Annotated in this window: 22 protein-coding genes; 14 read left to right on the top strand and 8 right to left on the bottom strand. The window is 68.6% G+C overall.

Annotation, left to right across the window (positions count from 1 at the left end; genetic code table 11):
• Positions 1-5 precede the first annotated feature (5 nt).
• From FSB78_RS05805 to rsmA, 3 genes are read left to right on the top strand one after another with little or no spacing between them, the layout of a single operon-like run.
• Positions 6-1379: a peptidylprolyl isomerase gene (locus FSB78_RS05805; protein ID WP_147080770.1), complete on the top strand. Its 1374-nt coding sequence runs from the start codon at positions 6-8 to the stop codon at positions 1377-1379.
• Entirely contained in the window at positions 1357-2388 is a 1032-nt protein-coding gene (gene pdxA / locus FSB78_RS05800) for a 4-hydroxythreonine-4-phosphate dehydrogenase PdxA (protein ID WP_147080768.1), read from the top strand. Before FSB78_RS05805 ends, pdxA begins: the two co-directional genes overlap by 23 nt.
• On the top strand, positions 2385-3221 hold the full coding sequence (rsmA, locus tag FSB78_RS05795) for a 16S rRNA (adenine(1518)-N(6)/adenine(1519)-N(6))-dimethyltransferase RsmA (protein ID WP_147080766.1): 837 nt from the start codon (positions 2385-2387) through the stop codon (positions 3219-3221). The genes pdxA and rsmA overlap by 4 nt, the downstream gene beginning before the upstream one ends.
• 228 nt (positions 3222-3449) lie before the next feature.
• Here rsmA and FSB78_RS05790 read toward each other — a convergent pair whose 3' ends face one another.
• From FSB78_RS05790 to guaB, 3 genes are all read right to left on the bottom strand, one after another.
• Entirely contained in the window at positions 3450-3947 is a 498-nt protein-coding gene (locus tag FSB78_RS05790; protein WP_147080764.1) for a tetratricopeptide repeat protein, read from the bottom strand.
• 32 nt (positions 3948-3979) lie between these two features.
• On the bottom strand, positions 3980-5164 hold the full coding sequence (locus FSB78_RS05785; protein WP_147080762.1) for an RsmB/NOP family class I SAM-dependent RNA methyltransferase: 1185 nt from the start codon (positions 5162-5164) through the stop codon (positions 3980-3982).
• A 160-nt stretch (positions 5165-5324) separates the two neighbouring features.
• Entirely contained in the window at positions 5325-6782 is a 1458-nt protein-coding gene (guaB, locus tag FSB78_RS05780; RefSeq protein ID WP_147080760.1) for an IMP dehydrogenase, read from the bottom strand.
• 119 nt (positions 6783-6901) lie between these two features.
• Between guaB and FSB78_RS05775 the strand changes: the two genes are divergently transcribed.
• A complete protein-coding gene (locus FSB78_RS05775; protein ID WP_147080758.1) occupies positions 6902-7885 on the top strand; it encodes an SPFH domain-containing protein in 984 nt (327 codons plus the stop codon).
• A 1-nt stretch (position 7886) separates the two neighbouring features.
• Positions 7887-8330, top strand: a complete 444-nt coding sequence (locus FSB78_RS05770; RefSeq protein ID WP_147080756.1) for an NfeD family protein — start codon at positions 7887-7889, stop codon at positions 8328-8330.
• A 130-nt stretch (positions 8331-8460) separates the two neighbouring features.
• On the opposite strand, the gene FSB78_RS05765 is transcribed toward FSB78_RS05770, so the two are convergent.
• Complete coding sequence (locus FSB78_RS05765; protein ID WP_147080754.1) at positions 8461-10080, bottom strand: phosphoenolpyruvate carboxykinase; 1620 nt, start codon at positions 10078-10080, stop codon at positions 8461-8463.
• Positions 10081-10254: 174 nt separating this feature from the next.
• Here FSB78_RS05765 and FSB78_RS05760 point away from each other — a divergent pair, with 174 nt between their 5' ends.
• From FSB78_RS05760 to FSB78_RS05735, 6 genes are read left to right on the top strand one after another with little or no spacing between them, the layout of a single operon-like run.
• Positions 10255-10962, top strand: a complete 708-nt coding sequence (locus FSB78_RS05760) for a response regulator transcription factor (protein WP_147080752.1) — start codon at positions 10255-10257, stop codon at positions 10960-10962.
• On the top strand, positions 10931-12547 hold the full coding sequence (locus FSB78_RS05755; protein ID WP_147080750.1) for a sensor histidine kinase: 1617 nt from the start codon (positions 10931-10933) through the stop codon (positions 12545-12547). The genes FSB78_RS05760 and FSB78_RS05755 overlap by 32 nt, the downstream gene beginning before the upstream one ends.
• Positions 12548-12558: 11 nt before the next feature.
• On the top strand, positions 12559-12990 hold the full coding sequence (locus FSB78_RS05750) for an HPr kinase/phosphorylase (protein WP_147084042.1): 432 nt from the start codon (positions 12559-12561) through the stop codon (positions 12988-12990).
• 23 nt (positions 12991-13013) lie between these two features.
• Entirely contained in the window at positions 13014-13931 is a 918-nt protein-coding gene (gene rapZ, locus FSB78_RS05745) for an RNase adapter RapZ (RefSeq protein WP_147080747.1), read from the top strand.
• Between the two features lie 16 nt (positions 13932-13947).
• Positions 13948-14355, top strand: coding sequence for a PTS sugar transporter subunit IIA (locus FSB78_RS05740; RefSeq protein WP_147080745.1), 408 nt, complete (start codon positions 13948-13950; stop codon positions 14353-14355).
• Entirely contained in the window at positions 14352-14624 is a 273-nt protein-coding gene (locus tag FSB78_RS05735; RefSeq protein ID WP_147080743.1) for an HPr family phosphocarrier protein, read from the top strand. Before FSB78_RS05740 ends, FSB78_RS05735 begins: the two co-directional genes overlap by 4 nt.
• Before the next feature lie 120 nt (positions 14625-14744).
• Here FSB78_RS05735 and FSB78_RS05730 read toward each other — a convergent pair whose 3' ends face one another.
• Positions 14745-16037 (bottom strand): hypothetical protein, encoded by a 1293-nt coding sequence (locus tag FSB78_RS05730; protein WP_147080741.1) that lies wholly within the window; start codon positions 16035-16037, stop codon positions 14745-14747.
• Between the two features lie 151 nt (positions 16038-16188).
• On the opposite strand from FSB78_RS05730, the gene yaaA reads away from it, so the two are divergent.
• Both yaaA and FSB78_RS05720 read left to right on the top strand, forming a co-directional pair.
• Complete coding sequence (yaaA, locus tag FSB78_RS05725) at positions 16189-16938, top strand: peroxide stress protein YaaA (RefSeq protein WP_147080739.1); 750 nt, start codon at positions 16189-16191, stop codon at positions 16936-16938.
• Entirely contained in the window at positions 16935-17615 is a 681-nt protein-coding gene (locus FSB78_RS05720; RefSeq protein ID WP_147080737.1) for an SDR family NAD(P)-dependent oxidoreductase, read from the top strand. The genes yaaA and FSB78_RS05720 overlap by 4 nt, the downstream gene beginning before the upstream one ends.
• Before the next feature lie 23 nt (positions 17616-17638).
• Here FSB78_RS05720 and FSB78_RS05715 read toward each other — a convergent pair whose 3' ends face one another.
• The 3 genes from FSB78_RS05715 to hemB are packed head-to-tail and all read right to left on the bottom strand — an operon-like array spanning position 17639 to position 21376.
• On the bottom strand, positions 17639-19852 hold the full coding sequence (locus FSB78_RS05715) for a spermidine synthase (protein ID WP_242008055.1): 2214 nt from the start codon (positions 19850-19852) through the stop codon (positions 17639-17641).
• Complete coding sequence (locus FSB78_RS05710; protein ID WP_147080735.1) at positions 19845-20387, bottom strand: GNAT family N-acetyltransferase; 543 nt, start codon at positions 20385-20387, stop codon at positions 19845-19847. The genes FSB78_RS05715 and FSB78_RS05710 overlap by 8 nt, the downstream gene beginning before the upstream one ends.
• Entirely contained in the window at positions 20384-21376 is a 993-nt protein-coding gene (gene hemB / locus FSB78_RS05705) for a porphobilinogen synthase (protein ID WP_147080733.1), read from the bottom strand. Before hemB ends, FSB78_RS05710 begins: the two co-directional genes overlap by 4 nt.
• A gap of 79 nt (positions 21377-21455) precedes the next feature.
• Here hemB and FSB78_RS05700 point away from each other — a divergent pair, with 79 nt between their 5' ends.
• Entirely contained in the window at positions 21456-22346 is an 891-nt protein-coding gene (locus FSB78_RS05700; protein WP_147080731.1) for a diacylglycerol/lipid kinase family protein, read from the top strand.
• The last annotated feature ends 134 nt before the right edge of the window (positions 22347-22480 follow it).

Raw genomic sequence — 22480 nt, 5'->3', positions numbered from 1 at the left:
AAACCTTGAAGCATGACGTTGGATTGAAGACGCGGGTCAAGACGCGGGCTGGCAAGCTGGTCGGCGCGGCCGTGCTGGCGGCGCTGGCCACGACCGCGATCGCGCAGACGGTTCCGGACCAGAGCGTGCCCGACAATACCGGGCTCGACATCCCCGCGAACCTGCAGATCTTCGGCAAGCTCGACCCCAACGTCCGCAAGCCGACCGCGATCGTCAACGACAGCGTCATCACCGGCACCGACGTCGACCAGCGCGTGGCGCTGGTGGCGGTGGCGAACAACGCCAAGCTTAGCCCCGAGGACCGCGACCGCGTCAAGCTGCAGGTGCTGCGCCAGCTGATCGACGAGACGCTGCAGATCCAGGAGGCGAAGACCGCCGAGGTCGTGATCACGCCCGCCGAGATCACGCAGAGCTTCGACGCGGTGTCGAAGAAGTTCAATCGTACCCCCACCGCGATGCGCGCCTTCCTGCGTGAGGAGGGCTCCTCGGAGCGCTCGCTCAAGCGCCAGATCGAGGGCGAGCTCGCCTGGCAGCGCTATCTGCGCAAGCGCGTCGAGCCGTTCGTCAACGTCGGCGACGAGGAGGTCAAGGGCATCCTCGATCGCCTGCAGGCGGCCAAGGGCACCGACGAGTTCAACCTACACGAGATCTTCCTGCGCAGCGATGCGGCAAACGGCCAGCAGGTGTTTTCCAACGCCCGTGCGCTGCTCGGCGAGATCCAGAAGGGCCAGCAGCCGTTCGAAGGGTTCGCGCGGCAATATTCGGACGCCTCGACCAAGGGTGTCGGTGGCGATCTCGGCTGGGTCCGTGCCTCCACGCTGCCGCCCGAACTCGCGCAGGCGGTGAACAGCATGCAGGTCGGCCAGGTCGCGGGCCCCATCGAGGTCGCGGGCGGCTATTCGATCATCTACCTGACCGACAAGCGTCAGGTGCTCACCGCCGATCCGCGTGACGCCCGCCTCAGCCTCAAGCAGCTGACGCTGCGCTTCCCGCCCAACACCAACGCGGCGCAGGCGACCGCCCGCGCGACCGCGTTCGGCGAGGCGACCAAGGCGCTGCGCGGTTGCGGTACGGTCGAGAAGGTCGCGGCGAGCATCGGCGCCGACGTGGTCGACAACGACACCGTGCGCGTCCGCGACCTGCCGCCGCAGCTGCAGGAAATCATGCTGCGGCTGCAGGTCGGCGAATCGACTCCGCCGTTCGGCTCGGCCGAACAGGGGGTGCGCGCGCTGGTGCTCTGCGGTCGCGACGATGCCGCCGCGGGGTCGCTGCCGAGCTCGGACCAGATCCAGGGCCAGCTCGAGCAGCAGCGCGTCAATTTGCGCGCCCAGCAGAAGCTGCGCGATCTGCGGCGCGATGCGGTCGTCGAATATCGCTAATCGTCGCCCCGGCACCGCGGCGCCGATCGCGGTCTCGATGGGTGATCCCGCCGGGATCGGGCCGGAGATCATCGCCAAGGCCTGGGCCGCACGTGAAACGCATGCGCTGCCGCCCTTCGTGGCGGTCGGCGACGCGCGGGCGATCGCGCGCGTGTGGTCGGGGCCGATCGCGCGGATCGGCGACCTGGCCGAGACGCATGCGGCGTTCGCCGACGCACTGCCGGTGATGACGGTCGAGGACGCCGGCGAGATCGTGCCCGGCGTCCCGGATGTCGAGGGCGCCCGCTGTGCCCTGCATTCGCTGGAGCTTGCGGTTGGCCTCGTTCGCACCGGCGCGGCGCGGGCGCTGGTCACGGGTCCGGTGTCGAAGGCGCAGCTCTACGCGATCGGCTTCAGCCATCCCGGGCAGACCGAGTTCGTCGCCGAACGCTACGGGATCGCGGGCGAGAACGCGGTGATGATGCTCGCAGGGCCGACCCTGCGCGTCGTGCCGATCACCACGCACGTGCCGCTGGCGCAGGTCTCGTCGCTGTTGTCGGTCGAGCTGATCGTCGCGAAGGGCCGCGCGACCGCACGGGGCCTGACCAAGAATTTTGGGATCGAAGCCCCGCGGATCGTGTTCGCAGGCCTCAATCCGCATGCCGGCGAGCAGGGCGCGATCGGCCGCGAGGAGATCGATATCCTCGAACCCGCCATCGCGATCCTGCAGGCCGAGGGGATCGACGCGGCAGGGCCGTTCGCCGCCGACACGCTGTTCCATCCGCGAGCGCGCGCGACCTATGATGCGTGCCTGTGCTGCTATCACGACCAGGCCCTGGTGCCGATCAAGACCCTGCATTTCGACGAGGGCGTCAACATTACGCTGGGCCTGCCGATCGTGCGGACCTCGCCCGACCACGGCACCGCGTTCGGGATCGCGGGCAAGGACATGGCCGAGCCCGGCGCGATGATCGCGGCGATCGTGATGGCGGGTGCGGCGGCGGACCGGCGCGCGACGATCCGGTCGTGACCAGCCTGCCCCCGCTGCGCGAGGTGATCGCGCGCTATGGATTGAACGCGAGCAAGGCACTGGGACAGAATTTCCTGTTCGACGGCCAGCTGCTCGCGCGCATCGCCGCGGTACCTGGCAACCTCCGTGGCGAGGAAGTCCTCGAGGTCGGGCCCGGCCCCGGCGGCCTGACCCGCGCGCTGCTCGCCGCGGGGGCGCGCGTGACCGCGATCGAGCGCGACCGGCGCTGCATCCCCGCGCTCGCCGAGCTGAGCGAGGCCTATCCCGGGCAGCTGACCGTGATCGAGGGCGATGCGCTCGCGGTCGACGCGCCGTCGCTGTTCACGGGACGTCCGCACATCGTGTCGAACCTCCCCTACAATGTCGGCACCGCGCTGCTGGTCGGCTGGCTGTCGGGCGCTTGGGAGCCGTGGTGGCAGTCGTGCACGCTGATGTTCCAGAAGGAAGTCGCCGAGCGGATCGTCGCCAGGACCAACGACGATCATTACGGCCGGCTGGCGGTGCTGGCGCAGTGGCGCAGTGCGGCGCGGATCGCGATGCCGGTTCACCGCTCGGCCTTCACGCCGCCGCCCAAGGTGATGTCGGCGGTGGTCCACATCACCCCCCTGCCCGCACCCGACGGCGTCGATTTCTCCGTGCTGGAGCGGCTGACGGGGGCGGCGTTCGGGCAGCGGCGGAAGATGCTGCGACAGAGCGTCAAGGGCGTGGCGGGGGCGCTCGAGGGGCTCGAGGCGATCGGGGTGGATACGACTCGGCGCGCGGAGACGCTGTCGGTCGAGGATTTCGTGAACCTGGCGCGGGTCGTGGGCGCCCCCAAACCCCCGTCACCCTGAACTTGTTTCAGGGTCCACCTCTCCACAAGCGCTGACGCTCGTAACGAAGTGGATGCTGAACCAAGTTCAGCATGACGATCTTTGCGGGTTGCGGCCAACTTCACCACGTCGGTTTGGCGCGACCAGCTCACTCAAACCCCCGTCACCCTGAACGCGTTTCAGGGTCCACCTCTCCACAAGCGCTGACGCTCGTAGCGAAGTGGATGCTGAACCGAGTTCAGCATGACGTCATTCCGGCGTTGCGGCCGGCTTCACCACCTGCGCGGTCGTGATCGGCGGGCCCTTGGCGATCACCGCGGAAAGCTGGGTCGCGTCCGCGCACTGCGTCTTGCAGAGCGTCTTGATCTTGGCGAGATTCTCGCGCGCCTTGATCACCGCGCCCTTGGCGACCAGCGCCTCGCCCTGCCCGCGCAGCGCGCGGAGGTCGTTGGGTTCAAGCAGCAATGCCTCGCGGTACAACCGGATCGCCTTGCCGGGCAGGCCGCGCGTGCTGGCGATCTGCGCCATCAACACGAACGCACCGCGGTTGCGCGGATCGACCGCCGCCGCGGTCTCGAGCACGTCGGTGGCGCCGTCGAGGTTGCCGGCCGCGACGAGCGTCCGGCCCTGCGCCAGCAACTGCAGCGAGCGCGCGTCGATCTGGCTGTCGGGGCGCTGGCCGCTGAGCGACGTCGATACGCACACCAGGGTCAGGGCGGCAGCGATACCGACGGACGAAAAGCGCATGATGGTCTCCAGACGGGGCACGCCCCGCGCTATCACGGGGCAATCAGCCGCGCGACAAAAAATCCGTCGGTGCCGTCGCGGCCGGGTTCGAGGCGGATGCCCTGGCCATGCTTCGCGCCCGCGGGCAGGTCGAGCGCTTCGACCTTCCAGCCGGGGTGCGCGCCGAGGAACCAGCTGACCTGGTCGGTCCCCTCTGCATCGAGCAGCGAGCAGACGATGTAGACGAGCGCGCCGCCCGGACGAACCAGCGACGCCGCGACGCCGAGCACATGCTGCTGCGTCGACTGCAGGCGGGAGACGCGTTCCGGGGTCAGCCGCCAGCGTGCCTCGGGGTTGCGCCGCCAGGTGCCGGTGCCCGAACAGGGCGCATCGACCAGGACGCCGTCGGCGCGTTCCTGCCAGTCGGCGAGCGCCTCACGTTCGCGCGTCGGGTTGAGCAGCGTCGTCTCGACGATCGTGGCGCCGGCGCGGGTCGCGCGGGGCGCGAGGCGCGACAGACGCATGCGATCGGTGTCGCAAGCGAGGATCGTGCCCTTGTTCTGCATCGTCGCGGCGAGTGCGAGCGTCTTGCCGCCGGCGCCGGCGCACAGGTCGACGATACGCTCGCCGAACTTGGCCTGCATCGCGAGGCCGACGATCTGGCTGCCCTCGTCCTGAACCTCGATGGCGCCTTCGTTGAAGAGCGGCAGTGATTCGACGTTGGTGCCGGTCGGCAGGCGGATCCCGTCGGGGGCGTGCGGCGTGGGTTCGGCGTCCGGCAATGCCGCGAGCACGGCCTCGCGCGTCGTCGCGACGGTGTTCACCCGCAGGTCGAGCGTCGCACGGCCGGCGAGCGCGGTCAGCGCGGCGCCGTCCAGGCCGGAGGCGCGCAAGGCCTTGCTCAGCCATTGCGGTGCGACACCTGGGCGCGCGCGCGGCTCGTCCTTGGCGATCGCGGCGGGGGCGTGGGTGGAGCCGTCGAACGTCGCGGCAACCTCGGGATCGGCATCGGCGACGAGGAGCATCGCCGAACGGCCGGTCTCGGGGCGGTCGCCTGCGGCGCGGATCGCTGAGTAGACCAGCTCGCGGACCGCGCGGCGATCCTTGGAGCCGGCATAGCGGCGAGTGGCGAAATAGCGCGCGATCAGCGTATCGGCGGCGGCGCCGCCTTCGCGGGCGGCGGCGAGGATCTGGTCGAGGAGTTCGATCGCGGCTTGGGTTCTGGCGGGGGGCGTCATGTGGTCCCCCCTACCCGCTCGCGCGCGCGGGAGGGGAATTTTCTCGCGCGACCTTCCCGCCGGACCGTTCTCCCGCGAAAGCGGGAGCCCAGGGTAACCGGACGCAGCGCTGCTTGACCCTGGGCTCCCGCTTTCGCGGGAGAACGGCGGAGGTGACAGTTTACCGCGTCGGGTAGTTCGGCGCCTCGCGCGTGATCGTCACGTCGTGGACATGGCTTTCCTTCAGCCCCGCGCCGGTGATCTGCACGAACTGCGCGCGGTCCTGCAGGTCGCGGATCGTCGCCGAGCCGGTATAGCCCATCGCCGCACGGATGCCGCCGACGAGCTGGTGGATGACGTCCTTCGCCGGACCCTTGAACGCGACCTGGCCCTCGATCCCCTCGGGGACGAGCTTCATCTGGTCCTTGATGTCGCCCTGGAAATAACGGTCCGCGGACCCGCGGCCCATCGCGCCGACCGATCCCATCCCGCGATAGGATTTGTACGCGCGGCCCTGAAACAGAAAGGTTTCGCCCGGCGCTTCCTCGGTGCCCGCGAGCAGCGAGCCGATCATGCACGCCGACGCGCCCGACGCGAGCGCCTTGGCGAGGTCGCCCGAGGTCCGCAGGCCGCCATCCGCGATGACGGGGACGCCCGCCTTCAGCCCGACCTCGGCGCAGTCCATCACCGCGGTCAGCTGCGGCACGCCGACGCCCGCGACGACTCGCGTGGTGCAGATCGAGCCCGGGCCGATCCCGACCTTGATCCCGTCCGCACCCGCATCGATCAGCGCGCGCGTCGCGTCGCCGGTGGCGACGTTGCCGGCGATCACCTGCACCGAGTTCGACAGCTTCTTGACCCGCTCGACCGCGCGCGCGACGTCGCGGTTGTGGCCGTGCGCGGTGTCGATCACGACGAGGTCGAGCTCGGCATCGACCAGCGCCTCGGTGCGCGCGAAACCCTTGTCGCCGACCGTGGTTGCGGCCGCGACACGCAGGCGGCCGGCATCGTCCTTGGTCGCGTTGGGATAGGTGACCGCCTTTTCGATATCCTTGACGGTGATCAGCCCGACGCAGCGATAGCGCTCGTCGACCACCAGCAGCTTCTCGATCCGCCGCTGGTGCAGCAGCCGCCGCGCCTCTTCCTTGCCAACGCCGGTCGAGACGGTCGCGAGGTTCTCGTGCGTCATCAGCTCGGACACGGGCTGCTTCGGGTTCTCCGCGAACCGCACGTCGCGGTTGGTGAGGATGCCGACGAGCTTCCCGTCGGCCTCGACCACGGGGATGCCGCTGATCTTGTGGCGGACCATCAACGCCTGCGCCTCGGCGAGCGTCGCCGACGGCGCGATCGTGATCGGGTTGACGACCATGCCGCTCTCGAACCGTTTCACCGCGCGGACGGCCGCGACCTGTTCGTCGATCTCGAGATTGCGGTGGAGCACGCCGATCCCGCCCAACTGCGCCATGACGATCGCCATGTCGGCCTCGGTCACGGTGTCCATCGCCGAGGAGAGGATCGGGATGTCGAGCGCGATGCCGCGCGTGACGCGTGTCGCGGTGTTGGTCTGGCTTGGCACGATGTCGGATTCGGCCGGCACGAGCAGAACGTCGTCGAAGGTGAGGCCGAGGCGGATATCCATGGGCTGCCGGTTTCCTGCGTGGGGAGGTGGCGCGCCATGTAACCAAAGCGGGCACGGACGGCTAGGCCCCCTGGCGCACGGCGTGCTATATCGTCCGCACCGATTTGGGGGATGTTTCGATGGGCCTGACCTTAGCCGCACTGATACTCGCGCTGGTGCTCTTCTACCTCTTCACCAGTATCAAGATCGTCCGCCAGGGCTATCAGTACACGATCGAACATTTCGGCCGCTTCACCGCGGTCGCCCGGCCCGGGTTCAACTTCTACCCCGCCTTCTTCTACCGGGTGGGGCGGAAAGTGAACATGATGGAGCAGGTGATCGACATCCCCGGTCAGGAGATCATCACCAAGGACAATGCGATGATCTCGACCGACGGGGTCGTGTTCTTTCAGGTGCTCGACTCGGCCAAGGCCGCGTACGAGGTGTCCGACCTGTACATGGCGCTGCTGCAGCTCACGACGACCAACCTGCGCACCGTTATGGGGTCGATGGACCTCGACGAGACGCTGTCGAAGCGCGACGAGATCAACGCGCGTCTGTTGAACGTCGTCGATCACGCGACGACGCCCTGGGGCGTCAAGATCACGCGCGTCGAGATCAAGGACATCCGCCCGCCCGCCGACATCGTCAACGCGATGGGCCGTCAGATGAAGGCCGAGCGCGAGAAGCGCGCCAATATCCTCGATGCCGAGGGCAGCCGTGCTTCGGAGATCCTTCGCGCCGAAGGGCAGAAGCAGGCGCGGATCCTCGAATCGGAAGGGCGCAAGGAGTCGGCGTTCCGCGACGCCGAGGCACGCGAGCGAGCTGCGGAAGCCGAAGCGGCGGCGACGCGCGCGGTGTCGCACGCGATCGAGGAAGGCGGCGCGCAGGCGATCAACTATTTCATCGCGCAGAAATATGTCGAGGCGATCGGCAAGTTCGCGACCAGCCCCAACGCCAAGACGATCCTGTTCCCGGTCGAGGCAACCCAGCTGATGGGGACGCTGGGCGGGATCGGCGAGCTCGCCAAGGACGCGCTCGCCGACCGCGTGCCGACGCCGCAGGTCAAGACCGAGGGCAAAGCCGAAGCGCGGCGCGGGCCCTTCGAGCTGCCGAAGGCCTGAGATGGGCGCGATCGGCGCATCGAGCGCGTGGCTGATCGCGGCGCTGCTGCTCGGCATTGCCGAGCTCGCGGTGCCGGGCGTGTTCCTGGTGTTCCTAGCGATCGCCGCGGCGGCGACGGGTTTCGCCGTGTTCGCACTGCCCGACTTGCCGGTGACGGCGCAGCTCGGGTCGTTCGCGGCATGGAGCGTGGTGACGGTGCTGATCGGGAAGCGCTGGTATGTCGACTATCCGGTCGAGGGCGGCGACCCGATGCTCAACGACCGCGCCGCGCGGCTGGTCGGCGAGATCGTAACGGTCGAGACCGCGATCATCGCCGGCCACGGCCGCGTGGTGGTCGGCGACGGCGGATGGCCTGCGCGGGGCGCGGATGCGGCAGTGGGGACGCGCATGCGGGTTGTCGCGGTCGAGGGCGGGACGGTAGTGGTCGAGCCGCTGGAGGCCTGAACTGCTCCCCTCCCTGAAAGGGAGGGGTTGGGGGTGGGTCGAGCAGACAGACGACGGTCCGTCCCCAGCCTCCGCCCACCCCCGGCCCCTCCCTTGCAGGGAGGGGGGGAGAGGTGTCGGATCTGTTCTGTCAGGCCGGCTCGGTCACGCGCGTCACCTGCGGCGCAGCGTCCCGCACGCCCTGATCGACATGCTCTGCGAACTGCGCGAAATTCTCGACGAACAGGTCGACCAGCTTGGCCGCCGTCTCGTCGTACGCCGCGCCGTCCGCCCAGGTCGTGCGCGGGTCGAGGATCGCGCCATCGACGCCCGGGACCGCAACGGGCACCTGGAAGCCGAAATTGGGATCGGTCCGGAACGTCGCATCCTTGAGGCTGCCGTCGAGCGCGGCGTTGAGCAGCGCGCGCGTCGTTTGGATCGGCATGCGATTGCCGACGCCGTACTTGCCCCCGGTCCAGCCGGTGTTGACCAGCCAGCAATCGACCCCGCCCTTCGCGATCCGCTCCTTAAGCAGGTTGCCGTAGACCGACGGATGGCGCGGCATGAACGGCGCGCCGAAGCAGGTCGAGAAGGTCGCGTCGGGTTCGGTAACCCCGATCTCGGTCCCGGCGACCCGCGCGGTATAGCCCGACAGGAAATGGTACATCGCCTGGTCGGGCGTCAGCTTCGCGATCGGCGGCAGCACGCCGTACGCGTCGGCAGTCAGCATCACGATGTTGCGCGGCACCGGCCCCATGTTCTCGGCGCTGGCATTGGGGATGAAGTCGATCGGATACGCGCCGCGGCTGTTCTCCGCGAGCGTGTGATCGTCGAGATCGAGCCGCCGCGTATCGGGGTCCATCACGACATTCTCGAGCACGGTGCCGAACCGCTTGGTGGTCGCGAAGATCTCGGGTTCGGCGTCCGCGGACAGCCGGATCATCTTGGCGTAGCAGCCGCCCTCGAAGTTGAAGACCGCGGTGTCGGACCAGCCATGCTCGTCGTCTCCGATCAGCGTGCGGCTGGCGTCGGCGCTGAGCGTGGTCTTGCCGGTGCCCGACAGGCCGAAGAACACCGCGGTGTCGCCGTTCGGACCCATGTTCGCCGAACAATGCATCGGCATCACGCCGGTCGGCGGAAGCAGATAGTTGAGCAGCCCGAACACCGACTTCTTCATCTCGCCGGCGTAGCGCGTGCCGCCGATCAGAATCAGCCTGTCGGTGAAGTTGACCGCGATCACCGTCTCGCTGCGGCAACCATGGCGCGCGGGATCGGCGCGAAAACTCGGCAGGTCGATGATCGTGTAGTCGGCGACGAAATCCTTGAGCGCCGCTTCCTCGGGCCGCACCAGCATCGTCCGGATGAACAGATTGTGCCACGCAAGCTCGGTGACGACGCGCACCTTCACGCGGTGATCGGGCTGCGATCCGCCGAACAGGTCCTGGACGAACAGCTCCTGCTTCTCGCCCAGCGCGGTCATGAAGTCCGCTTTCAGCGCGGCGAAATGCGCGGGGTCCATCGCCTTGTTGCTCTTGCCCCACCAGACCGTGGTTTCGGTCTCGGCGTCGCGGACGATGAACTTGTCCTGTGCCGAGCGGCCGGTGTGCGGCGCGGTCTCGACGACCAGCGGACCGTCGGCGGACAAGCTTCCCTCGCCGCGCGCAAGTGCCGCCTCGACGAGTTGGGCGGTTACGAGGTTCCAGTGCAGTCGTGCGGGCGTGCGGATGCCCTGGGCATCGAGCCCCCTGGACGGAATACGGGCGTCGGTCATGGTCATCATCTCCAAAAATTCGTGCAATTCTTTTGAATGCATCGTTGACATCGGATGTAGCCGGCACCCTGAACTTGTCAAACCGGGGCCAATCGCGGGTCGTATCGAGCCGGTTGAGCGGCGCGGCGCTTTGCCCTAATCGGGGGTCCCCACGCACGAGGCTCGCTTCCCGACATGACGGCAACGATCGCGCTCGTCGACGACGACCGCAACATCCTGACCTCGGTGTCCATCGCGCTGCAGACCGAAGGGTTCGTGACGCGGCTCTATTCGGACGGCGAGACCGCGTTGAAGGCGCTGGTCGACAATCCGCCCGATCTGGCGATCTTCGACATCAAGATGCCGCGGATGGACGGGCTGGAGCTACTGCGCCGGCTGCGCGAGAAGAGCCGGATCCCGGTGATCTTCCTGACCAGCAAGGACGACGAGCTCGACGAGGCGCTGGGCCTCGCGATGGGCGCGGACGACTATATCGCCAAGCCGTTCTCGCAGCGGCTGCTGATCGCGCGGATCCGGGCGATCCTGCGGCGGTCGGAACTCGTCCAGTCGCCCGAGACCGCGACCGCGGCGGAGCAGGCCGGGCCGATCGATCGCGGTCGCCTCAGCATGGACCCGGCGCGGCATCGCACGACCTGGGCCGGCGAAAGCGTCACGCTGACCGTGACCGAGTTCCTGATCCTCGAGACGCTGGCGCAGCGGCCCGGCATCGTGAAGACGCGCAACCAGCTGATGGACGCGGCGTACCAGGACGACATCTATGTCGACGATCGGACGATCGATAGCCACATCAAGCGGCTGAGGCGCAAGTTCCGCCAGGTCGACCCCGAGTTCGACGCGATCGAGACGCTGTATGGCGCCGGGTACCGTTTCTCTGACGACTGACCTGACCGACGCCGAGGACGGCTCCGACGATGGCGGCGGCGGGGGTGGCACGCGCGACCTGACGCTGCGCTGGTCGGGGCAGATTTCGCTGACCCGGCGTATCCTCGCGGTCAACATCTTCGCGCTGTTGCTGCTCGCGGGCGGGTTCTTCTATCTCGATTCCTATCGCAGCCGGATCGTCGACAGCCGCGTCGCACAGACGCGTCGCGAGGTCCGGCTGATCGCCGAGGCGATCGCGGCCGTCGAGCCCGCGCGGCGCGATCCGTTGCTGAAGCGGCTGGCCGCGGATACGGGCGCCCGAATCCGGCTGTTCGACCCGGCGGGTGACGTGACCGCGGACACACGCGCACTCGGCGTGCGCAACTTCGTGCTGCAGGACCCCGACAAGGACCCCTGGGACCAGTCCGCCGCGCGCTTCCTGGATGCGGTGATCGACGTCATCGTGATGGCGCCGCGCCCACCGCTGTACCGCGAGCGCCGCGAGGGCGCGCGCTGGCCCGACGTGGCGGCGGTTCGAACGCAGCCGATCGTGGCGACGACGGTATGGCGCGCACCGGATCGTACGCCCGTGATCACCGCCGCGGCACCGCTGTCCGCGGGCGGCGTGGTGATGACGACGATCAACGCGCGCGACATCACCCGCACCGTCCGGATCGAGCGGTTCCGGCTGAGCATGGTGCTGCTGGTCGTGTCGATCGTGTCGATCCTGTTGTCGCTGTTCCTCGCGCGGACGATAGTGCGGCCGCTGCGCCGGCTGGCGCGTGCCGCAGTGCGGGTGCGGCTTGGCCGTGCACGCGAGGTGGTGGTGCCGCGCCTGCCCTCGCGCCGCGACGAACTGGGCATGCTCGCACGCGCGCTGTCGGATATGAGCCTCGCGCTGCGTGCGCGGATCGACGCCACGGAAGCGTTCGCCGCCGACGTCACGCACGAGATGAAGAACCCCCTCGCCTCGCTGCGGTCCGCGGTCGAGGGGCTGAGCCGCGTCAAGGACCCGGCCCTCCAGGCGCAGCTGCTCGAAATCGTGCGCGACGACGTGCTCCGGCTCGACCGGCTGATCTCCGACATCTCGGAAGCCTCGCGGCTCGACGCGCAGCTCAGCCGCGCGCAGTTCGAGCCGGTCGACGTCGCCGCGATGATCGAGGGCCTGCTCGCGCAACGCGCCGCACGCGGAATCGAGCGCGGTATCCGCATCCGTTTCGACCGCGATCCCGCGCTGGCGCTGGTGGTGAACGGCGAAGGCGCGCGGCTGGAGCGCGTGTTCGAGAACCTGATCGACAATGCGGTGTCGTTCTCGCCCGACACCGGGTTGATCGCGATCGCCGCCGATGCGGCGCGCCGCGAGCTGGTCGTATGCGTCGAGGACGAGGGCCCCGGCGTACCCGAGGACGAGCGAGAGACGGTGTTCCGCCGCTTCCAGTCGATCCGGCCGGAAAGCGAGGCGTTCGGCCAGCATTCCGGGCTCGGCCTCGCCATTGCGCGGACCATCGTCGAAGCGCATCAGGGCAGCATCATCGTCGAATCGCGGAAAGACCGGCTGGAGGGCGCCCGCTTCGTCGTCCGACTGCCGCTTGCCGACCCCCGCTGAAGGAGCTCGTTCTGGTCGTCCTCTCCTCTGACCGGCTGCATGCCACCACGGTCGCGATCGAAGGCCGGGCCGTGCTGATCGAAGGGCCGTCGGGCGCCGGCAAGTCGGACCTCGCGCTCAGGCTGATCGATCGCGGCGCGGTGCTGGTCAGCGACGACCAGACGCTGGTGATGCGAAAGGGCAAGATCCTCGTCGCGCGCGCACCTACCGAGATCGCCGGGCGGATGGAAGTGCGCGGGATCGGGATCGTCGCGATGCCGCATGTCGACGACGTCCCCGTCGGCCTCGTCGTGCGCCTGGACGGCCAGGTCGAGCGGATGCCCGACCGGCGGATTCGCCGGGTCGCGGGCGTCGAGGTCCGCGAGATGCACCTCGACGCGCTGCACGCCTCCACGCCGATCAAGGTCGAGATGGCGTTGCGCGGTATCGAGGTGCTGGCATGAGCCAGCGGGATGGAGGTGCGGGCATGACCCGCGATCGCAAGCATATCGTGCTCGTCACCGGCATGTCGGGGGCGGGCAAGTCGACGGTGCTCAAGACGCTGGAGGATCTCGGCTGGGAGGTCGTCGACAACCTGCCGCTGCTGCTGCTCGACCGGCTGCTCGACGCGCCGCTGCCCGAGGGATCGCCTGATGATTCGCAGCCTCTGGCGATCGGCATCGGTGCGCGCACGCGCGACTTCGATCCCGATCGCATCGTCCGCCGGCTGCGCGACATGCGCGACCCGAACGGGCCGGAAATCTCGACCCTGTTCCTCGATTGCGCGGGACCCGAGCTCGAGCGGCGCTATTCGGAGACGCGGCGGCGGCATCCGCTGGCGCTCGACCGGCCGGCGAGCGGCGGCATCGACCGCGAGCGCGCGCTGCTGAAGCCGCTGCGCGACTGGGCGAACCGGCTGATCGACACCACCGCGATGAGCGCGAACGAACTCGCGCAGGTCATCCGCACGGGCTTTGCCGGCGGCGACCGCGGCGAGCCGATCCTGTCGGTCCGCTCGTTCGGATTTTCCCGCGGGGTGCCGCGCAACGCCGATCTGGTCTTCGACATGCGCTTCCTGCGCAATCCGCACTGGGACGCACAGCTGCGGCCGGGCACCGGGCTCGATGCCGATGTCTCGGCCTATATCGCGGCGGACCCGGCCTACGAAGCCGCGGTCGGGCGGATCGAGGATCTGCTGATCCTGTTGCTCCCGCGCTACAGGGCGGAGGGGAAAAGCTATGTTACCGTCGCCTTCGGCTGTACCGGCGGGAGACACCGGTCGGTCCATGTGACCGAACGCGTCGGCGCACGGTTGCGCGAGGCGGGATTTTCGCCCACGGTCAGCCATCGCGACCTGGGGGCCGCGCCGCAGGACTCGCTAGAGGGACCATCGGTCGGCACATGAGTATGAAGCGACGGATATGATCGGTCTGGTATTGGTAACGCACGGGCGACTCGCCGAGGAGTTCGTCAGGGCGATGATTCACGTGGTCGGCCCGCAGGAGCGCGTCGCCACGATCGCGATCGGCCCCGACGACGACATGGAGGAACGCCGCGCGGACATCGCTGCGGCGATCGCCGAGGTCGAATCGGGACGCGGCGTGATCGTGCTGACCGACCTGTTCGGGGGTACGCCCTCCAACCTCGCCATCTCGCTGATGGAGCGCGGCCGGGTCGAGGTGATCGCGGGCATGAACCTGCCGATGCTGATCCGGCTGGGCTCTGCGCGCAAGTCGATGACGGTGGTCGCCGCAGTCGCCGCGGCGCGTGAGGCGGGGCGCAAATACATTTCCGTCGCGTCCGAGGTACTGGGCGAGGCCGCCGCGTGACGGTCGCGCGGACGGTGCTGATCACCAATCGCCGCGGGCTGCACGCGCGTGCGAGCGCGAAGTTCGTCACGCTCGCGTCATCGCAGACGTGCGAGGTCCAGGTCGAGAAGGAAGGCGCCGGATCGGTGACCGGCACCTCGATCATGGGGCTGATGATGCTCGGCGCGGCGATGGGCGATTCGATCGTCATCTCGGCGACCGGTGACGGCGCGGACGCGGCGGTCGCGACGCTGGTCGAACTGGTCGAAGCGAAGTTTGGCGAGGACTGACGCGCGTACCGCCGGCCCGGCGGCCCCGTCTTCGTAGTCCGGTCGATCGACCGCGCCAGACATGAAAAAGGGGACGATCCAGGATCGCCCCCTTCCCCATCTCGTCGATGTCGACGTCGCTCAGACGGCCGGTGCGGCCATCCAGGTCGTCCACAGCCCGGCCGTCTCTGCGCGCGGCGAGGACGTGATCGCCCCGAACGCCGCAGCAGCCCCTGCCTTGTCGCCCGACTTCGCCAGCGCGATGCCGAGGTGCAGGTTGACGTCGTCGGCAACGACACCGCCCTTGCTCAGCGCCAGCCGGTACATCGTCACGGCCTTGGCGTAGTTGTCCTGGCCGAGATACACGTCGCCCGTGCTGGCAGCGAGCTTGCCGTTCGGCGCAGCCTCGGAGCGCTTCTCGAGCGCCGCGACCGGACCGTCGTTGCGGATCGCGGTGGTGGTGTCGGCGACCAGCGACTTGGCCATCGCGTTGCTCGCCGGGATCTTGCCGGTCGCCAGCCCTTCCTTGACGACCGCTTGCGCCTCGCTCGGCAGGCCGCGACGGTTCACGCTGTCGGCGTACTGGAGATAGTCGGTCTGGTCGGCCAGCGACTTGGTCGCGCGCATCAGGCGGAACATGTCGATCTTCTGCGTCTCGTCCATCGGCACCAGCGGATTGTTCTGGATGCCGACCAGCACGATGGTGTCGCGCCAGTTCTTGGACGTCGGATAGGCGGTGACCCACTTCTTGAGCCAGGTCAGCGTCTGCGGCTTCAGCTTCGCCTGGTACGACTTGGCGATCGCATAGCGATAGAGCTGCTCGTCGGCCTTCTGACCGCCCGCCGATTGCGCCGCGATCGTCGCGTCGAGATCGGCCGTCGCGCCCGCGACGTCACCGCTCTCCATCTTCGCCTTGACGATCTGCAGGGACAGGTTCGGATCGTTGAAGCCGAGTTCCTTGGCCTTGTTGAAATACTGCAGGGCCTGCGGATACTGCTTGCCGTTGAACGCCAGCGCGCCGCGGCGATACGCGTAGCGGCCGCGATCGGCAGCGGGCGTGCTCGGGCTGGCGATCAGCGCGTCGAGCGGCTTGGCCAGCACCGTCTCGTTGACCGGCGCGTTGGGGTTGGCAGCCTGTGCGACGGCGAGCTTCTGCTGCTCGATATCGTAGCGCATGGCGGCTGCGATATACTTGTCGTCGTCGGTCTTCACCGCCGCTTCGATCTGCGCGACGGCGGGTTCGGCGGTGGCGAAATCCTTGGCGGCGATCGCGGTCTGCGCAACCTGGCCGGCCTTGATGACCTCGGGGCTGAGCTTGAGGCCGGGCTTGGCCTCTTCTTTCTTGTCCTTGGCGACGGCGGGGGCGACCAGCGCCATCCCGCTAACGCCGGTCGCAAATACGGCAGCCAGCGCGAGCTTCGAAACGGTCTTCATGCGTACACTCTCCTCAAGCGTCGTCGACGCGCGTGCGTCGCTATATGTCTGGGGTCCGACCTGTTCAAGCGAACTGCCGCCGTTAAGTTCCGTGCGCGACGGCCCGTGAACGGCGATTGAACGCCGCCGCTGTCGGGTTTAGGCGACGGCGATGATCGCTGTCCTCTCCCCCGCCAAGACGCTCGACTACGAGACCCCGCTGCCGTCGCTCGAGCCCACCACGCCGCGGTTCGCCGACGAGGCGGCGACGCTGGCGCATGCCGCGTCGCGATTGCCGCAGAAGCGGCTGCGCGAACTCATGCACATCTCGCCCGCGCTCGCGAAGCTCAACGCCGACCGGTTCCGCGACTTCGACACGCTGCCCGAGCGACCGGCGCTGTTCGCGTTCGCGGGCGACGTCTATACCGGGTTCGACGTCGCCTCGCTGGATGAGCAAGGCGTGGCGTTCGCGCAGGGGCATGTACGGATGCTGTCGGGGCTGTACGGCCTGCTGCGCCCGCTGGATCTGATGCGGCCCTATCGCCTCGAAATGGGCACGCGCTGGGCGCCGCGGAAGACCAAGCTGACCGACTGGTGGGGCGACCGTATCGCCAAGGTGCTCGCCGCCGATGTCGAGGAGGACGGCACGGGCGTCGTGCTCAACCTGGCGAGCCAGGAATATTGGGCGGCGGTCGACGGCCGGTTGCCGAAGTCGGTCCGCGTCGTCGCGATCGATTTCCGCGAGGGCGCGGCGCAGAAATTTGTCAGCTTCCACGCGAAGAAGGCGCGCGGCATGGTCGCGCGGTGGATGGCCGAGCACCGGATCGAGGATATCGACGCGATGAAGGGATTCGATACCGACGGCTATGCCTATGATGCCGCGGGCAGCACCGACGACATCTGGCGGTTCGTGCGGGCATGAGCGCCGTCGTCATCGGCGCGTCGGGCGGCATCGGCGCGGCGCTGGAAGCGGCGCTGATCGACGAGGGCATCGCGGTCCAGGGGTTCGCGCGATCCGAGTCGGGAGCGCGCCATATCGATCTGGAGGACGAGGCGAGCATTGCGGCCGCGGCGGGACGGATCACGGGATCCCCGACATTGGTCGTCGTCGCGACCGGCTTGCTCCACGACGGCGAGCGCGGTCCGGAAAAGGCGATGCGCGATCTCGATCCGGTCTGGATGGCGCGCAACTTCGCGATCAACGCAATCGGGCCGGCACTGGTCGCGAAGCACATCCTGCCGCTGATGCCGAAGTCCGGGCGGATGGTGTTCGCGGTGCTGTCGGCACGCGTCGGTAGCATCTCCGACAACAAGCTCGGCGGCTGGTACGGCTATCGTGCGTCGAAGGCGGCGGTCAACCAGCTCGTCCGGACGCTCGCGATCGAGGACAAGCGCCGCAACTCGAGCGGGATCGTCGTCGCCTTGCATCCGGGCACGGTCGATACCGGCCTGTCTCGGCCGTTCCAGGGCCATGTCGCACCCGGGCGGCTGTTCAAGCCGGACCGCGCTGCGGTGCAGTTGCTCGACGTCATCGACGGACTCCGCGCGCCGGACAGCGGCAAGCTTTTCGCATGGGACGGGGTCGAGGTGGCGCCCTAACCGGCCCGCCGCCTGCTACACCGTCAGCGCTTCAGCAGCGGCAGGATCGTCGAATAATCGTCGGTCCAGCCGGTAAAGCCCGCGCGGCCGACTAGCGGCGCCCAATCCGGGTCCTGCGCCTTCAGGACGGCGATGGACGCCGGGTTGCGCGACAGCGCGATCCAGTCGGACCGCGTCGCCATGTCCTTGTCGAGTTCGGACGGACGATAGCGCATCTGCATCGCGGTCCAGCCGCCCTCCGCCGCGGCGGCAGCGACGACCGGGTTCAGGTCGATGAACCGGTTCGAGACGTGGACCAGCAGCAATCCGTCATGCGACAGCACGCGGCCATAGGTCGCGAACGCCTCGCGCGTGATCAGGTGCATCGGCACCGCGTCGGACGAGAAGGCGTCGAGCGCGAGCAGGTCGAGATCGTTCGCCGGCTCGTGGCCGAGCGTGATCCGCGCATCGCCGATCCGGATCACGGGATCGGGCAGGCAGCGTGCGAGATAGCTGAACTGGCCGGTATCGCGCGCGATCCGCACCACCGCCGGGTCTATCTCGTAGAAGCGCCAGCGCTGGCCGGGCTGCGCATAGCAGGCGAGCGTCCCCGTCCCCAACCCGACGACACCCACTCGGGCGTTCGCACCGTACAGGCCGGCCAGGGCCTCCATCGCGCGACCGACGCCCGAGCCTCGGGCGTAATAGGTGGTGGGCGTCCGTTCCCGCGCCACCGATCCGCGCAGCTGGACGCCGTGGACGGTCGTGCCGTGGTCGAGCTCGTTAACCTTCGGCTTGGTACGGATCGTGTAGACCCCGAAATAGCTCCGCACCCGGGCGCCCGGCTGCATCGACAGCATCAGCGAATGATAGCCACCGAACAGGAACAGCGTCCCCGCCAGCGCGATCACGTACGGCCGCCATGCGCCGATCGTGATCAGCCCGATGGTCGCGATCACGATGAACGCCGGCCCCTGCCGCTCTTCGCCGAACAGGCTGTCGGGCAGCGCGGTCCGCATCCCGATCATCACCGCGAAGATGACGACGATGATCGCGAGTCCGACGTGCCGCGTCACGCCGCGCGTGGTCCACAGATCACGGAACCGGGGAGTGAGGAACTGCTGCGGGACCAGCATCCCCGCCGCGAGGATCAGGATCGGATATTCATAGGTCCAGTCGAAGATCACGGGTGCGATCAGCGCCGCGAACACGCCGCCGAGCACCCCGCCCCCGGACATAGCCAGATAGAATCCGGTCAGCCGGTCGGGCGCCGGACGCAGCCTGTACATCGCGGTGTGCAGCGCGACCGAGATCATGAACAGCAATGTCAGCGCGATCCCCGCGCTGAGCAGCGGGCCTTCGCTGTAGCCGCCCATGATGACGCCGCCGAACATCAGGATCGTCACCGGCGCGATCCGCGTCAGCAGGTCGGCGAGCTCGCGATTGGCGGCGAACGCCACGGTGAAGCTCAGCAGATACAGCCCGAGAGGCAGGACCCAGAGCAGCGGCATCGCGACGATGTCGGTAGTGATGTAGGTCGACGTCGCGAGCATCAGGCCCGAAGGCACGAGCGCGAGCGCGATCCAGTGCAGCACGCGCCCACGCGACGCCGGTGGGCTCGTCGCGGCGACGTGCTCCGCGGACGCGGTCCGCGGCAACCGCGTCGCGCAGGCGGCCACCAGCGCGATCAGCGCGATATAGCCGCCGCTCCAGAGCAGGCTCTGGCTGCGCGTCGCCATCAGCGGCTCGACGAGCAGCGGATAGGCGATCAGGCCGGCGAAGCTGCCGAAGTTCGATGCGGCGTAGAGCGCATAGGGGTCGCCGCCGCCGCTCGCCGCGCTGAACCAGCGCTGCACCAAAGGCGCCTGCGCGGAGACCGCGAAGAACAATGGGCCGATCGACAGGCCGAGCAGCCATGGCACCCACACCGCGGGCTGCGCGTCCGCCGGCAGGTCCATCGCGATCAGCCCGATCGGCAGCCACAGCGCCGCGACGACGAGCACGCCGATGTGGATCGCCGCCTGCGCACGCGGCCGGACGCGGCCGAGCCAGTGCGCATAGGCATAGCCGGCGAGCAGCAGCGCCTGATAGACGAGCATCGCCGAGTTCCACACCGCGGGCGCGCCGCCCAGACGTGGCAACGCCATCCGCGCGATCATCGGCTGGACGAGGAACAGCAGGAACGATCCCGTCAGGATCGTCGCGACGAACAGCATGCGGGACGATGTCGGCATCGCGCGCGGCATCGGGTCAGTCATGCACGGGCCGATCGATCGCGTAGACGATATGGCGGCCGAGCGGGTGCCCGACCGGGAAGCCGGGATGGTCGAAATCGAGCGTCGGCGCGTGCGCCATCCCGATCCGGCGCATCAGGCCCCAGGACGCGGTATTGGCCGGGACGGTCCAGGCCGTAACGCGGTCGCGGTCGGTATGCGACCACGCCCAATCGACGCTGGCGAGCGCGGCTTCGCGCGCATAGCCTTGCCCCCAGGCGTGCCGCGCGAGCCGCCAGCCGATTTCGAGTTCGTCGGGCACCGGGGTTCCGGCATGGCCGCCGATGCGCAGGCCGCAAAAGCCGAGCAGCACGGCGTCGTCGCGGCGTTCGATCGCCCAGAAGCAATGGCCCTGCGCGGCCTGGACCGCCTGCTGCCGCGCAATCATCGCCTCGACCTCGATGCGCGGTTGCGGCCCGCCGAGGTGCGTCATCACCTCCGGATCGCTGCACATCGTCGCGAACGGCTCGACATCGGCGTCACGCCAGGGACGCAGCACCAGTCGCTCGGTCTCGATCATCGCGCGAGGAGCTTGGCCGCATGCGCAGCGTGATAGGTCAGGACACCGGAGCAGCCCGCACGCTTGAACGCCAGCAACGTCTCCAGCACCATCGCGTCGCGGTCCGCGGCGCCGGCTGCGACGGCGGCCTCGATCATCGCATATTCGCCCGACACCTGGTAGGCGAACACCGGCACCTCGAACGCCTGGCGGACGCGGACGATGATGTCGAGATAGGGCATGCCGGGCTTCACCATGACGGTATCGGCGCCCTCGGCCAGGTCGAGCGCGACCTCGCGCAGCGCTTCCTCGGCGTTGGCGGAGTCCATCTGATAGGTCTTCTTGTCGCCTTTCAGCAGCCCGCGGCTGCCGACCGCGTCGCGGAACGGGCCGTAAAAGGCACTGGCGTACTTGGCCGCGTAGCTCATGATCTGGACGTTGTGGTGCGCGTCCGCCTCTAGCGCGGTGCGGATCATGCCGATGCGGCCGTCCATCATGTCGCTCGGCGCGATGATGTCGGCACCCGCCGCGGCCTGGTTAAGCGCCTGCTGCACGAGCATGTCGGCGGTGGTGTCGTTGACGACATAGCCCGCCGCGTCGACCAGCCCGTCATGGCCGTGGCTGGTATAGGGATCGAGCGCGACGTCGGTCAGCACGCCGATATCGGGCACCGCGTCCTTCAGCGCGCGGATCGCCCGGCACATCAGATTGTCGGGGTTGAGCGCCTCGCGGCCATCCTCGGTCCGGCGCTCGGGCTGCGTGTAGGGGAACAGCGCGAGGCACGGGATGCCGAGATCGCGGGCTTCGCGACCGCGTGCGACGATGTTGTCGACCGACCAGCGCGACACGCCCGGCAGCGCGCCGATCGGTTCCTCGATCCCCTGCCCGTCGCAGACGAACAGCGGCCAGATCAGGTCGGCGGGGGTCAGCACGGTCTCGGCGTGAAGCCGGCGGCTCCAGCCGGTGGACCGGGTACGACGGAGGCGAAGCGCGGGATAGCTTGCGGTCATGGTCCGCGCTTTGCGGGATGCCGAAATAGCTTGCAAGCGTTACGGGTTCGAAACCGTCGGTCGTGCGTTGAGGGCTCCGATGCCAGACACCCAGATCCGCTCCGCCGCGCTCGTCGTCAACGCCAAGTCGCGCAAGGGACAGGCGTTGTTCAAGCGCGCCTGTGCCGCGATGTCGGGCCTGCCCTACGACGTCGACGCGCATGCGGTCGAAAATCCGGGCGAGCTCGAAGCGACCGTGCTGAAGGCGCTGGCGAAGAAGCCGGACCTGCTGATCCTCGGCGGCGGCGACGGCACGATCAGCGGGCTGGTCGACCTGATGGTCGGCCATGACGTCATCCTCGGCGTCCTGCCGCTCGGCACCGCGAACAGCTTCGCGCGCACGCTGGGGATCCCGCTGACGATCGAGGGCGCGGTCGAGGTGATCCGGACGGGGGCGCCGCGCCGGATCGACCTGGGGATGATCGACGGCGACTATTTCGCCAATTGCGCGGCGATGGGGATCAGCCCGAAGATCGCCGAGACCGTGCCGCACGGGCTGAAGAAGATCCTCGGGCGCGTCGGCTATCTCGGCTGGGCGGCGTATCAGTTCATGCGATTCCGGCCCTTCACGCTGATCGTCGGCGAGGGCGACGACGCGGTCCGGATGCGCGTCGTCGAGGTCCGGATCTCGAACGGCCCCTATCATGGCGGCACCGAGCTGGTGGATGCCGCGGCGGTCGATTCGGGCGAGATCGTGGTCCAGGCAGTGATGGGCAAGATGAAGCGCCGGCTGATCCACAACTGGGTCGCAAGCGTGCTGCGCCACGAATCGCGGCACGAGGAGGTCCGCGACTTCCGCGGCAAGAGCATCCGCGTCGACACCATCCCCAAATTGCCGATCTCGATCGACGGCGAGGTGCTGGCACGAACCCCGGTCACCGCGAAGATCGCCGCCGGCATCATCCGGGTGATGGCGCCGGTGCAGCCTTAGGGTTCCGCGATGATCCTCCCCCGCCAGGGGGAGGTGGCTGCCGCAGGCAGACGGAGGGGGCGGACACGAAACCGCTGTTAGCCGATCCGCCCCCTCCGTCAGGCTTCGCCTGCCACCTCCCCCTGGCGGGGGAG

Source organism: Sphingomonas ginsenosidivorax, from assembly GCF_007995065.1.
Taxonomy (GTDB): Bacteria; Pseudomonadota; Alphaproteobacteria; order Sphingomonadales; family Sphingomonadaceae; genus Sphingomonas; species Sphingomonas ginsenosidivorax.
Note: the sequence above shows the minus strand (reverse complement) of the source record. Positions and strands in the feature narration are given on the sequence as shown.

Bases quoted from the DNA above. Each gene is read 5' to 3' on its own strand.
- pdxA (WP_147080768.1), top strand. From the start codon at position 1,357: ATGCGGTCGTCGAATATCGCTAATCGTCGCCCCGGCACCGCGGCGCCG.
- FSB78_RS05790 (WP_147080764.1), bottom strand. From the start codon at position 3,947: ATGCGCTTTTCGTCCGTCGGTATCGCTGCCGCCCTGACCCTGGTGTGC.
- FSB78_RS05785 (WP_147080762.1), bottom strand. From the start codon at position 5,164: ATGACGCCCCCCGCCAGAACCCAAGCCGCGATCGAACTCCTCGACCAG.
- guaB (WP_147080760.1), bottom strand. From the start codon at position 6,782: ATGGATATCCGCCTCGGCCTCACCTTCGACGACGTTCTGCTCGTGCCG.
- FSB78_RS05775 (WP_147080758.1), top strand. From the start codon at position 6,902: ATGGGCCTGACCTTAGCCGCACTGATACTCGCGCTGGTGCTCTTCTAC.
- FSB78_RS05770 (WP_147080756.1), top strand. From the start codon at position 7,887: ATGGGCGCGATCGGCGCATCGAGCGCGTGGCTGATCGCGGCGCTGCTG.
- FSB78_RS05765 (WP_147080754.1), bottom strand. From the start codon at position 10,080: ATGACCGACGCCCGTATTCCGTCCAGGGGGCTCGATGCCCAGGGCATC.
- FSB78_RS05760 (WP_147080752.1), top strand. From the start codon at position 10,255: ATGACGGCAACGATCGCGCTCGTCGACGACGACCGCAACATCCTGACC.
- FSB78_RS05755 (WP_147080750.1), top strand. From the start codon at position 10,931: ATGGCGCCGGGTACCGTTTCTCTGACGACTGACCTGACCGACGCCGAG.
- rapZ (WP_147080747.1), top strand. From the start codon at position 13,014: ATGACCCGCGATCGCAAGCATATCGTGCTCGTCACCGGCATGTCGGGG.
- FSB78_RS05740 (WP_147080745.1), top strand. From the start codon at position 13,948: ATGATCGGTCTGGTATTGGTAACGCACGGGCGACTCGCCGAGGAGTTC.
- FSB78_RS05730 (WP_147080741.1), bottom strand. From the start codon at position 16,037: ATGAAGACCGTTTCGAAGCTCGCGCTGGCTGCCGTATTTGCGACCGGC.
- yaaA (WP_147080739.1), top strand. From the start codon at position 16,189: ATGATCGCTGTCCTCTCCCCCGCCAAGACGCTCGACTACGAGACCCCG.
- FSB78_RS05720 (WP_147080737.1), top strand. From the start codon at position 16,935: ATGAGCGCCGTCGTCATCGGCGCGTCGGGCGGCATCGGCGCGGCGCTG.
- FSB78_RS05715 (WP_242008055.1), bottom strand. From the start codon at position 19,852: ATGACTGACCCGATGCCGCGCGCGATGCCGACATCGTCCCGCATGCTG.
- FSB78_RS05710 (WP_147080735.1), bottom strand. From the start codon at position 20,387: ATGATCGAGACCGAGCGACTGGTGCTGCGTCCCTGGCGTGACGCCGAT.
- hemB (WP_147080733.1), bottom strand. From the start codon at position 21,376: ATGACCGCAAGCTATCCCGCGCTTCGCCTCCGTCGTACCCGGTCCACC.
- FSB78_RS05700 (WP_147080731.1), top strand. From the start codon at position 21,456: ATGCCAGACACCCAGATCCGCTCCGCCGCGCTCGTCGTCAACGCCAAG.